Source organism: Pseudomonas entomophila (assembly GCF_029193575.1).
In the GTDB taxonomy this organism is placed as follows: domain Bacteria; phylum Pseudomonadota; class Gammaproteobacteria; order Pseudomonadales; family Pseudomonadaceae; genus Aquipseudomonas; species Aquipseudomonas entomophila_G.
This window is the reverse complement of the sequence record NZ_JARGCS010000046.1, coordinates 18,642-29,405: the sequence shown is the minus strand read 5'-3', so window position 1 is coordinate 29,405 and position 10,764 is coordinate 18,642. Positions and strand designations below refer to the sequence as shown.

Here is a 10,764-nt window from a genome sequence, read left to right as displayed (position 1 = left end):
GCCGCCATTGCGGGCCCTCTCGTGGGCAAGCCACTGACACTGGTTCTGTCGCAGCCGCCCCGTATAATGCCCCGGTCGCCACTCACACTTATGGCTTTAATGGATCGGATATGACTGAACAGCAACCTGTTGCAGTTCTGGGAGGCGGAAGCTTCGGCACCGCCGTGGCGAACCTGCTAGCGGAAAACGGCAACCCGGTGCGCCAATGGATGCGTGACCCGGAGCAGGCCGAGGCGATGCGCGTCAACCGCGAGAACCCGCGTTACCTCAAGGGCATCCGCCTGCAGGACGGCGTCGAGCCAGTGAACGACCTGCTGGCGACCCTGCAAGCCTGCGAGCTGGTCTTCGTCGCGCTGCCCTCCAGCGCCTTGCGTAGCGTGCTGGCCCCCCACGCCGAGTTGCTGCGCGGCAAATGCCTGGTCAGCCTGACCAAAGGCATCGAGGCGCACACCTTCAAGCTGATGAGCCAGATCCTCGAGGAAATCGCCCCGCAGGCGCGAATCGGCGTGTTGTCCGGGCCGAACCTGGCGCGCGAGATCGCCGAGCACGCGTTGACCGCCACCGTGGTCGCCAGCGAGGACGAAGACCTGTGCCAGCGCGTGCAGGCCGTGCTGCACGGGCGCACGTTCCGGGTCTACGCCAGTGCCGACCGCTTCGGTGTCGAGCTTGGTGGGGCGTTGAAGAACGTCTACGCGATTATCGCCGGCATGGCGGTGGCGCTGGGCATGGGCGAGAACACCAAGAGCATGCTGATCACCCGCGCCCTGGCCGAGATGACTCGCTTCGCCGTGAGCCTGGGGGCCAACCCCATGACCTTCCTCGGCCTCGCCGGGGTCGGTGACCTGATCGTCACCTGCTCCTCGCCCAAGAGCCGCAACTACCAGGTCGGCCACGCCCTGGGCCAGGGCCTGAGCCTGGACGAGGCGGTCAACCGCCTGGGCGAGGTGGCCGAGGGGGTTAACACCCTCAAGGTGCTCAAGGCCAAGGCCCAGGAGGCCCAGGTGTACATGCCGCTGGTCGCTGGCCTGCATGCCATCCTGTTCGAAGGCCGTACCCTGGCCCAGGTGATCGAGCACCTGATGCGCGCCGAACCCAAGACCGATGTCGACTTCATTTCCACCAGCGGTTTCAACTGAGCCGTCAGCGGTGCTGACACAAGCAAGGAGCGATACATGAACGATACCCCTGAGCGCGCCCAGCGCGAATCGATCATCCTGCGGGTGCTGTGGATGGTGGTGTTCCTGGTGGTCTGGCAACTGGCCGAGCTGCTGCTCGCCGGCCTGGTGCTGGTGCAACTGATCTACCGCCTGGTCTACGGCGCGCCGAGCGCCAGCCTGATGAACTTCGGTGACAGCCTTAGCCAGTTCCTCGCGCAAATCGGCCGTTTCGGCAGCTTCCACAGCGACCAGAAACCCTGGCCGTTCGCCGACTGGCCGACCCCGCGCGCCCCGGAAGGCGAAGCCCCGCATGCGGTGGCGCCCGCGCCACACCCGGCGCGCGACGAGGAGCCCAAGCTGTGAAGCTGTGGGTGCTGCGCCATGGCGAGGCAGAGCCACGCGCCAACACCGACGCCGAGCGGCGCCTGACCGCGCATGGCCGCGAGCAGGTGCTGCGCAGTGCCGCTCACCTGCTGGGCCAGCCGCTGCAGGCGATCATCGCCAGCCCTTATGTGCGTGCGCAGCAGACCGCTGCGCTGGTGCACAAGGCCCTGGGTTTCCCCGAGCCGCTGCGCACCGTGCCCTGGCTGACGCCTGACAGCGATGTGCGCCAGGTCATCGGCGAAATCGAGCGCCTGGGCCTGGAGCAGGTGCTGCTGGTGAGCCACCAGCCATTGGTCGGCGCCCTGGTCGCCAGCCTCGAACAGGGCAGTGCCCAGCATCCGGCGCCGATGAGTACCGCCAGCCTCGCGCAGCTCGAGGGTGACTGGCCGTTGGCCGGCCTGATGGCCCTGAGAGCGCTCCACCACGCCGGCTGAGGGTTCGGCAACTGGCATTTCTGTCAGTTGCCGGGCATTCGGTGTCCTTGCTAGCGTTTTGCCACAAGGCGCTGGCAATGGGATGCAAGGCAATGAACGATCGTTATCTGGAGCTGCTGCGCTGCGCCAACCTGCAGCCCACCCTCGACAAGCTTCAGTGCGACACGGCGCTGGACTTCGCCGAATACCAACTGCTGCAGGACAGTGCCGGCGCTCGGCTCGACCACCTGATGCGCCGTTTCCAAGACCAGCCCGAACTGGAGCAACTGCGCCAGGCCAGCGTGCGCATGGCGCACCTGCTGCAGACCAGTTGCCTGGCCCTGCGCCGGCTGCAGTTGGAGTACCAGGAGCGCAAGCTGGCCCGCGAGGCGCTGGAATACCAGGTGGCCTACATGCAGGCCTGCCTGCGTCGTTCCCTGGCGAGCCTGGGTGACGGCTGAATGACCTGATCGCCCTTGGCGATGACCTATCCGGACATTGCCGCCAGCGCCTGCCTTGCCGACAATGAGCCACCCCTCCCTGAACGGACCTGGCGGCCATGTCGCAGCAGATCTTCTTCGCCCATGCCAACGGCTTCCCGTCGGCCACCTACGGCAAGCTGTTCGCCTCGCTGGCGCCGGACTACCAGGTGCATCACCTTGCCCAGCATGCCCACGACCCGCGTTTTCCGGTGGACGACAACTGGCAGAACCTGGTCGACGAACTGCTGCATCACCTCAGCCTCCAGGTGGCGCCGGTGTGGGGTGTCGGCCATTCCCTGGGCGGGGTGCTGCACCTGCATGCGGCCCTGCGTTGCCCGCAGTATTACCGCGGCGTGGTGATGCTCGACTCGCCGGTGCTGACCCGCGCCGACCAGTGGCTGATCCGCACCGCCAAGCGCCTGGGCTTCATCGACCGCATCACGCCGGCTGGCCGCACGCTGGGCCGGCGCGAGGCGTTTCCCGACCGTGACAGCGCGCGTCGCTACTTCGCTGGCAAGTCGCTGTTCCGCCATTTCGACCCCGATTGCCTGGAAGCCTACCTCGAACATGGCCTGGAGCCGGGCAGCGAGGGCTTGCGCCTGCGCTTCGATCCGGCCACGGAGATCAGCATCTACCGCAGCATCCCGCACACCAGCCCGGCGCCAGCGCGCCAGTTGCAGGTGCCGCTGGCCATGGTGCGTGGCGACCGCAGCCGGGTGATTCGCAAGCACCATGCCCTGGCGATTCGTGATATGGCGCTGGGCGAGTACCACAGTGTGCCGGGCGGGCACATGTTCCCGTTGGAGCGGCCCACCGACACCGCCAGCCTGATCAAGGGCCTGTTCGACCGCTGGAGCCAGGCATGAGCGCCCAGGTCGAGGAAGTTCGCCTGAGCCTGGGGCACATCGAGCTGGCCGCGCACCTGTTCGGCCCTGCCGACGGCTTGCCGGTGATCGCCTTGCATGGCTGGCTCGACAACGCCAACAGCTATGCCTACCTGGCCCCGCGCCTTCAAGGGCTGCGTATCGTCGCGCTGGACCTCGCCGGCCATGGCTACTCCCAGCACCGTCCCCTGGGTGCCAGCTATACCCTGGCCGACTACGCCCACGACGTGCTGCGTGTCGCCGAACAGCTCGGTTGGCAGCGCTTCGGCCTGCTTGGGCACTCCCTGGGGGCGATCATCTCGGTGCAGTTGGCCGGCGCCTTGCCCGAGCGGGTCAGCCACCTGGCGCTGATCGACGGGGTGATCCCTCCGACGGTGGCCGAACAGGATGCCGCCGAGCGCCTGGGCATGGCCCTGCAGGCCCAGTTGCGCCTGGATGGCAAGCGCAAGTCGGTGTACGCCAGCCTGGAGGAGGGGGTGCAGGCGCGCATGAAAGGGATGGTCGCGGTCAGCCGTGAAGCCGCCGAGCTGCTCGCCCAGCGCGGCCTGATGCCGGTGCCTGGCGGCTATAGCTGGCGCAGCGACAACCGCCTGACCCTGCCGTCGCCGACGCGCTTGAACGAGGCCCAGGCCATGGCCTTCGTGCGCCGGGTCAGTTGCCCGGCCTGCCTGGTGGTCGCGGCCGATGGCATGCTCGCGCGCCACACGGCGCTGCTGGAGCAGCTACCCTTCGAGCAAGTGACCTTGCCCGGCGGCCACCATCTGCACCTGAACGATGAACAGGGCGCGGCCCTTGTCGCAGACTGTTTCAATCGCTTCTTTGGCTTTGCTTGACTTGCACCGGACAAGTGTCGAGGCTTGGCGGGTTGAACAGGGAGACAACCATGCAGATGCCAGATATCCAGGACTTTCGCCACGGCGTCCGCCGTCAGGGTGGCCGATGAGCGCACCGTTTATCCTTCGCAGCCTCACCGCCGCCAGCCTGGCCCTCAGCGGCACCCTGGCCTGGGCCGGCAGCCTGCCCGTGCCGGTGGACGGCAAGGTGGTCGACCAGCGCCCGGTCGTGGAGCAGGAGCGGGTCTACCCGATGGGCCCGCTGCGCAAGATCAGCGGCCGCCTGCGCCTCGACGATAAAGTCGAGGGCCGTGGCCAGGTCAGCTCGATCACCTACGAACTGCCCGCCGAGCGCACGGCTCGCGAGGCCTTCACCAGCGCCCGCGAGCAACTGCAGCACGACGGCGGCTATCCGCTGTTCTGGTGCCAGGGCCGTGACTGCGGCGAAGCCAGCCTGTGGGCCAACGACGTGTTCGCCAATGCCCGGCTCAATGGCGGCGACGAGCAGCAGGCGTTCATTCTCCTGCGCCGCTCGGCCGAGGAGGCCGACACCCTGGTCGCCCTGTACAGCGTCACCCGCGGCAACCGCCGCGCCTACCTGCACGTTGAAGAGTTCGTCGCCGGCAGCCCGCTCGGCGAGCTGCTGCCCACCGCCGCCACCGTGCTGCGCGAAATGCGCGACACCGGCAAGCTCGACTACCCTGACCTGGGCAGCCCGCAACCGACTTGGGTTGCCTTGCTGGCCCGCAGCCTGAACCTCGACAGCACACTGCGCGCCAGCCTGAGCGGCGCCGAGGCAGAGGCCTGGCGCGAACAGCTGGTCAAGGCCGGGGTGCGCAGCGCCCGGCTGGAAGTCGGCACGGCCCCGACCGATGGCCTGCACCTGGAACTGATCCGTTAGCACGAGGGCCGCCATGGCCAACAATGACCGCCTGCTGGTGCAGATCCTCCTGTTGGCGCTGCTCGGCGCCGCCCTGTGGGTGATGGCGCCGTTCATTTCGGCGCTGCTGTGGGGCGCGATCCTGGCTTTCGCCAGCTGGCCGCTGATGCGTCTGCTCACGCGCCTGCTGGGCGGGCGTGAAACCCTGGCCGCGAGCATCCTCACCACGCTTTGGATTCTGATCGTGGCCCTGCCGCTGGTATGGCTGGGTTTCAACCTGGCCGACCATGTCCGCGATGCCACCAACTTCGTGCGTGACGTGCAGGTCGATGGCCTGCCCGATGCGCCGCAGTGGGTGCGCGGCATTCCCTTCGTCGGCGAGCGCCTGGTGAGCTGGTGGGAGTCACTCGACCAGCAGGGCGCCGCGCTGCTGGCGTCGGCCAAGCCCTATTTCGGCCAGGTCGGCAACTGGTTCCTGGCGCGGAGCGCGCAGATCGGCAGCGGTGTGCTGGAGCTCACGCTGAGCATCGTCTTCGTGTTCTTCTTCTACCGCGACGGCCCGCGCCTGGCCGCCTTCGTGCAGCGCCTGCTGCAACGGCTGGTGGGGGATCGCGCCGAGTACTACATCGACCTGGTGGCCGGCACCGTGCAGCGGGTGGTCAACGGGGTGATCGGCACCGCCGCGGCCCAGGGCCTGCTGGCGCTGATCGGCTTCCTGATCGCCGGGGTGCCGGGGGCGATCGTGCTGGGGCTGGTGACCTTCATGCTCAGCCTGATTCCCATGGGGCCACCGCTGGCGTGGATTCCCGCCACTGGCTGGCTGGTGTGGCAGGGGGAGTACGGCATGGCGGTGTTCCTTGGCATCTGGGGCACTTTCGTGATCAGCGGCGTGGACAACGTGCTCAAGCCTTACCTGATCAGCCGCGGCGGCAACCTGCCGTTGGTGATCGTGTTGCTCGGGGTGTTTGGCGGGTTGCTCGCGTTCGGCTTCATCGGGTTGTTCATCGGGCCGACGTTGCTGGCGGTGGGGTACAGCCTGCTGTTGGATTGGAGCCGGCATGCGGGGCAGGGGACGCAGGTCTAGCGCGTCGGCCTCATCGCGGGGCAAGCCCGCTTCCACAGGGGCGGCGTTGTCCTTGTAGGCGCCGGCTTGCACTGCGATGAGGCTCCCACACGCCCCGAATTCCCTTGATCTTTACGCATTCTTTATTCCCCGCCCCATCCCCTGGTCTCGCCCCTTTACGCCCCTCCCTTCGACAATTCCCCCAAAGCGGCCACCGCCGCTATTCGGGGAGATTCACAGATGAACATGCTCGACGGGGTGTCACTGCTGCTGGCAGTGGCGTTGTCCATATACCTGCTGGTGGCGCTGCTGCGCGCCGATCGCAGCTAGGGAGCGGCCATGCACAGTTACGATTACGCATTGCTGCTGGCATTTCTCGCCCTGGTGCTGTTGCCCGCGCCGTTTCTCGGCCGTTTCTACTACAAGGTGATGGAAGGCCAGCGCACCTGGCTGTCGTCGCTGCTCGGCCCAGTGGAGCGCGGCTGCTATCGCCTCTCGGGCGTGCGTGCCGAGCAGGAGCAGAACTGGAAGCAATACACCCTGGCGCTGCTGGCCTTCAACCTGGTCGGCTTCGCCGTGCTGTTCGCCGTGCTGCTGCTGCAAGGCTCGTTGCCGCTCAACCCGCAGCACCTGCCTGGGCAGGAATGGTCGCTGGCGTTCAACACCGCGGTCAGCTTCATGACCAACACCAACTGGCAGGCCTACAGCGGCGAAGCCTCGCTCAGCTACTTCAGCCAGATGATCGGCCTGAGCGTGCAGAACTTCGTCAGCGCCGCCACCGGCCTTGCCGTACTGGTTGCCCTGTGCCGCGGCATCGCCCGGCGCTCGACCCATCACCTGGGCAACTTCTGGGTCGACATGACCCGCGCCACCCTCTACGGCCTGCTGCCGCTGTGCCTGCTGTTGGCACTGCTGCTGGTGTGGCAGGGCGTGCCGCAGACCTTCGCCGACTACGCCCATGCCGTGACCCTGCAAGGCACCGAGCAGACCCTACCGCTGGGCCCGGCCGCCAGCCAGATCGCCATCAAGCAGTTGGGCACCAACGGCGGTGGCTTCTTCGGTGTCAACTCGGCGCACCCGTTCGAGAACCCCACTGCCTGGAGCAACCTGTTCGAGCTGGTGTCGATCATCCTGATCCCGGTGGCGCTGGTGTTCACCTTCGGCCACTACGTCAAGGACCTGCGCCAGAGCCGGGCGATCCTCGCCTGCATGTTCGGCCTGTTCCTGCTCGGAGGCGCTACCGCACTGTGGTCCGAGTACCAGCCCAACCCGGCCCTGGAGAATGCCCAAGTGCAGCAGGCCCCGCCGATGGAGGGCAAGGAGGTGCGTTTCGGTACCACTGCCAGCGTGCTCTGGGCCGTGACCACCACCTCGGCGTCCAACGGCTCGGTCAACGCCATGCACGACAGTCTCAACCCGCTCACCGGCCTGGTGGCGATGGTCAACATGATGGTCGGCGAGGTGATCTTCGGCGGTGTCGGCGCGGGGCTCTACGGCATGCTGCTGTTTGTGCTGATCGCCGTGTTCCTGGCCGGCCTGATGATCGGCCGCACCCCGGAATACCTGGGCAAGAAGCTCCAGGCCCGGGAAGTGCAACTGTTGGTGGCGACCCTGCTGGTGATGCCGCTCGGCGTGCTGGTGCTCGGCGCCATCGCCGCCAGCCTGCCCGGCCCGGCCGGCGCGGTGAGCAACCCTGGCCCGCACGGCTTCAGCCAACTGCTGTACGCCTACACCTCCGGCACCGCCAACAATGGCTCGGCTTTCGCGGGCTTTGGCGCCAACACCGTGTTCCACAACGTGATGATCGGCCTGGCCATGCTCATCGGCCGCTTCGGCTACATCCTGCCGGTGCTGGCGCTGGCGGGCAGCCTGGCGGCGAAGAAGAGCGCGCCCACCGGCCTCAACAGTTTCCCCACCCACGGCCCGCTATTCGCCAGCCTGTTGCTGGTGACCATCCTGCTGGTCGGGGGCCTGACCTTCCTGCCGACCCTGGCCCTGGGGCCGATCGCCGAACAGCTGAGCCTGGGTTTCTGAGGATTGACCATGAACATGCCCGTTACTGAAGTGAAAGCGCCGCGTGCCGCCGACCAGACCCGCTTCTCGGCGCTGTGGCGCCCGGCCCTGGTGCAGGCCTTCGTCAAGCTCGACCCGCGCCAGCTCAAGCGCTCGCCGGTGATGCTGGTGGTGGCCCTGACCGCCGTGCTCACCACGGCCCTGTGCCTGGTGCCCGGCAGCGGTGTGAGCATCGGCGTGGCCGTGCAGATCGCCCTGTGGCTGTGGTTCACCGTGCTCTTCGCCAACTTCGCCGAAGCCTTGGCTGAAGGCCGCGGCAAGGCCCGCGCCGACAGCCTCAAGGCTGGCAGCCAGGGCCTGACCGCCCAGCGCCGCCTGGCCAATGGCGGCTTCGAAACCGTGGCCGCCACCGCCCTGCGCAGGGACGACGTGGTGAAGGTGCTGGCCGGTGAGCTGATCCCCGGCGACGGCGAGGTGCTCGAAGGCATCGCCGCGGTCAACGAGGCGGCGATCACTGGCGAGTCCGCGCCGGTGATCCGCGAGTCCGGCGGCGACCGCTCGGCGGTCACCGGCAACACCCGCCTGGTCTCCGACTGGCTGCTGATCCGCATCACCAGCAACCCTGGCGAGTCGACCCTGGATCGCATGATCGCCCTGGTCGAAGGCGCCAAACGCCAGAAGACCCCCAACGAGATCGCCCTGGACATCCTGCTGATCGGCCTGACCCTGATCTTCCTGATCGTGGTGGTCACCTTGCAGCCGTTCGCCCACTTCGCCGGCGGCAGCCTGCCGTTGATCTTCCTCGCCGCCCTGCTGGTGACGCTGATCCCGACCACCATCGGCGGCCTGCTCTCGGCCATCGGCATCGCCGGCATGGACCGCCTGGTGCGCTTGAACGTCATCGCCCGCTCGGGCCGCGCGGTGGAAGCCGCAGGGGACGTGCACACGCTGATGCTCGACAAAACCGGCACCATCACTTTCGGCAATCGCCGGTGCAGCGCGCTGCACGCCGCCCCCGGCGTGACCGCCCGCGAGCTGGGGGAGGGCGCGTTGTTCGCCTCGCTGGCCGACGACACCGCCGAGGGCAAGTCGATCGTCGAGTACCTGCGCCAGTTGCATGACTTCAGCGAACCGTCGGGCGAGCAACTGACGCCCATCGCCTTCAGCGCCGAAACCCGCCTTTCGGGTGTCGACTTCCAGCAGCACCGCTACCGCAAGGGCGCCGTCGACGCGGTGCTGGCCTTCGTCGGCATGCAGCGCCTGGAAATGCCAGCCTCGCTGGCCCGTGAGGTCGAGCGCATCGCCCAGAGCGGCGGCACCCCCTTGCTGGTGTGCGTCGACCGCCGCCTGCTCGGGGTGATCCACCTCAAGGACGTGGTCAAGCCCGGCATCCGCGAGCGCTTCGCCGAACTGCGCAAACTTGGCATCCGCACCGTGATGGTCACCGGCGACAACCCGCTGACCGCTGCGGCCATCGCCGCCGAGGCCGGTGTGGACGACGTGCTCGCCGAAGCCACCCCAGAGAAGAAACTGGCGCGCATCCGCCAGGAGCAGAACGACGGCCGCTTGGTCGCCATGTGCGGCGATGGCGCCAACGACGCCCCGGCGCTGGCCCAGGCCGATGTCGGCATGGCCATGAACGACGGCACCCAGGCCGCGCGCGAGGCGGCCAACATGGTCGACCTGGACAGCGACCCGACCAAGCTGCTGGACGTGGTCCAGGTGGGCAAGGAGCTGCTGGTGACGCGCGGCGCGCTGACCACCTTCTCCATCGCCAACGACGTGGCCAAGTACTTCGCCATCCTGCCGGCGCTGTTCGCCTCGATCTACCCGCAGCTGGGCGTGCTCAACCTGATGCAGCTGGCCAGCCCGCAGAGCGCGATCCTCTCGGCGATCGTGTTCAACGCGCTGATCATCATCGTGCTCATCCCCCTGGCCCTGCGGGGCGTGCGCGTGCAGGCGGCGAGTGCGGCGCACCTGCTGCGGCGCAACCTGCTGATCTACGGCGTGGGCGGCATCATCGTGCCGTTCGCCGGGATCAAAGTGATCGACCTGCTGCTCAATGCCCTGCATCTGGTCTGAGGAGGCCATCATGACTGCTTACGTTCGTCCGGCCCTGAGCCTGGTCCTGCTGATGATCGTGCTCACCGGCGCGTTGTACCCCCTGGCGGTGACGGGCATCGCCCAGGTCGCCTTCCCCGAGCAGGCCAATGGCAGCCTGGTGCGTGACGACCAGGGCCAGGTGCGTGGCTCGTCGCTGATCGCCCAGGAATTCAAGGGCGACGGCTGGTTCCAGTCGCGCCCCTCGGCGGGCGCCTTCGCCACTGTGTCGAGCAGCGCCAGCAACCTGGCGCCGAGCAACCCGGCGCTGGCAGAGCGCATCAAGGCCGATGCCGCGGCCCAGTACCAGGCCAGCCTGGGCCCGGTACCCCAGGCGCTGCTGACCACCTCCGGCAGCGGCCTGGACCCGCACCTGCCGCCGCAGGCCATCGCCTACCAGTTACCGCGTGTGGCGGCGGCGCGCAACGTGTCGCAGGAGCGCTTGCAAGCGCTGGTCAATGACGCCACCCTGCACCCATTGATCGGCCCGCCGGTGGTCAACGTACTGGCGCTGAACCAAGCCCTGGAGCGCCTGACCGCCCGTTGATGCAAGGG

General features: G+C 67.7%; 12 protein-coding genes. All 12 read left to right on the top strand.

The features are described 5' to 3' along the window. Positions 1-110 precede the first annotated feature (110 nt). The 12 genes from P0Y43_RS21270 to kdpC all read left to right on the top strand — a co-directional run bounded on the left by P0Y43_RS21270 (position 111) and on the right by kdpC (position 10,756). A complete protein-coding gene (locus P0Y43_RS21270) occupies positions 111-1,136 on the top strand; it encodes an NAD(P)H-dependent glycerol-3-phosphate dehydrogenase (protein WP_275639248.1) in 1,026 nt (341 codons plus the stop codon). 36 nt (positions 1,137-1,172) lie between these two features. After that, positions 1,173-1,520 carry a DUF4389 domain-containing protein gene (locus tag P0Y43_RS21265; RefSeq protein WP_275639247.1) on the top strand — a complete coding sequence of 116 codons (348 nt, stop codon included), beginning with the start codon at positions 1,173-1,175 and terminating at the stop codon, positions 1,518-1,520. Further along, positions 1,517-1,975: a phosphohistidine phosphatase SixA gene (gene sixA / locus P0Y43_RS21260; protein WP_275639246.1), complete on the top strand. Its 459-nt coding sequence runs from the start codon at positions 1,517-1,519 to the stop codon at positions 1,973-1,975. The genes P0Y43_RS21265 and sixA overlap by 4 nt, the downstream gene beginning before the upstream one ends. Positions 1,976-2,067: 92 nt before the next feature. Further along, positions 2,068-2,415 carry a hypothetical protein gene (locus P0Y43_RS21255; RefSeq protein ID WP_275639245.1) on the top strand — a complete coding sequence of 116 codons (348 nt, stop codon included), beginning with the start codon at positions 2,068-2,070 and terminating at the stop codon, positions 2,413-2,415. Between the two features lie 98 nt (positions 2,416-2,513). Further along, positions 2,514-3,302 carry an alpha/beta fold hydrolase gene (locus P0Y43_RS21250; RefSeq protein ID WP_275639244.1) on the top strand — a complete coding sequence of 263 codons (789 nt, stop codon included), beginning with the start codon at positions 2,514-2,516 and terminating at the stop codon, positions 3,300-3,302. Then, positions 3,299-4,153 carry an alpha/beta hydrolase gene (locus P0Y43_RS21245; RefSeq protein ID WP_275639243.1) on the top strand — a complete coding sequence of 285 codons (855 nt, stop codon included), beginning with the start codon at positions 3,299-3,301 and terminating at the stop codon, positions 4,151-4,153. Before P0Y43_RS21250 ends, P0Y43_RS21245 begins: the two co-directional genes overlap by 4 nt. A 106-nt stretch (positions 4,154-4,259) precedes the next feature. After that, a complete protein-coding gene (locus P0Y43_RS21240; protein WP_275639242.1) occupies positions 4,260-5,054 on the top strand; it encodes a DUF4892 domain-containing protein in 795 nt (264 codons plus the stop codon). 13 nt (positions 5,055-5,067) lie between these two features. Further along, on the top strand, positions 5,068-6,117 hold the full coding sequence (locus P0Y43_RS21235; RefSeq protein ID WP_275639241.1) for an AI-2E family transporter: 1,050 nt from the start codon (positions 5,068-5,070) through the stop codon (positions 6,115-6,117). A 219-nt stretch (positions 6,118-6,336) separates the two neighbouring features. Continuing rightward, positions 6,337-6,426, top strand: coding sequence for a K(+)-transporting ATPase subunit F (kdpF, locus tag P0Y43_RS21230; RefSeq protein ID WP_082421007.1), 90 nt, complete (start codon positions 6,337-6,339; stop codon positions 6,424-6,426). 9 nt (positions 6,427-6,435) lie between these two features. Beyond that, positions 6,436-8,130: a potassium-transporting ATPase subunit KdpA gene (gene kdpA, locus P0Y43_RS21225; protein WP_275639240.1), complete on the top strand. Its 1,695-nt coding sequence runs from the start codon at positions 6,436-6,438 to the stop codon at positions 8,128-8,130. 9 nt (positions 8,131-8,139) lie between these two features. Then, the gene (gene kdpB / locus P0Y43_RS21220) at positions 8,140-10,191 is read left to right on the top strand and encodes a potassium-transporting ATPase subunit KdpB (RefSeq protein ID WP_275639239.1); all 2,052 of its coding nucleotides are present in this window, start codon (positions 8,140-8,142) and stop codon (positions 10,189-10,191) included. A 10-nt stretch (positions 10,192-10,201) separates the two neighbouring features. Beyond that, positions 10,202-10,756 carry a potassium-transporting ATPase subunit KdpC gene (kdpC, locus tag P0Y43_RS21215; protein WP_275639238.1) on the top strand — a complete coding sequence of 185 codons (555 nt, stop codon included), beginning with the start codon at positions 10,202-10,204 and terminating at the stop codon, positions 10,754-10,756. Positions 10,757-10,764 lie beyond the last annotated feature (8 nt).

Coding starts and splice junctions, on each gene's coding strand:
- P0Y43_RS21270 (WP_275639248.1), top strand. CDS start 111: ATGACTGAACAGCAACCTGTTGCAGTTCTGGGAGGCGGAAGCTTCGGC.
- P0Y43_RS21265 (WP_275639247.1), top strand. CDS start 1,173: ATGAACGATACCCCTGAGCGCGCCCAGCGCGAATCGATCATCCTGCGG.
- P0Y43_RS21255 (WP_275639245.1), top strand. CDS start 2,068: ATGAACGATCGTTATCTGGAGCTGCTGCGCTGCGCCAACCTGCAGCCC.
- P0Y43_RS21250 (WP_275639244.1), top strand. CDS start 2,514: ATGTCGCAGCAGATCTTCTTCGCCCATGCCAACGGCTTCCCGTCGGCC.
- P0Y43_RS21245 (WP_275639243.1), top strand. CDS start 3,299: ATGAGCGCCCAGGTCGAGGAAGTTCGCCTGAGCCTGGGGCACATCGAG.
- P0Y43_RS21240 (WP_275639242.1), top strand. CDS start 4,260: ATGAGCGCACCGTTTATCCTTCGCAGCCTCACCGCCGCCAGCCTGGCC.
- P0Y43_RS21235 (WP_275639241.1), top strand. CDS start 5,068: ATGGCCAACAATGACCGCCTGCTGGTGCAGATCCTCCTGTTGGCGCTG.
- kdpF (WP_082421007.1), top strand. CDS start 6,337: ATGAACATGCTCGACGGGGTGTCACTGCTGCTGGCAGTGGCGTTGTCC.
- kdpA (WP_275639240.1), top strand. CDS start 6,436: ATGCACAGTTACGATTACGCATTGCTGCTGGCATTTCTCGCCCTGGTG.
- kdpB (WP_275639239.1), top strand. CDS start 8,140: ATGAACATGCCCGTTACTGAAGTGAAAGCGCCGCGTGCCGCCGACCAG.
- kdpC (WP_275639238.1), top strand. CDS start 10,202: ATGACTGCTTACGTTCGTCCGGCCCTGAGCCTGGTCCTGCTGATGATC.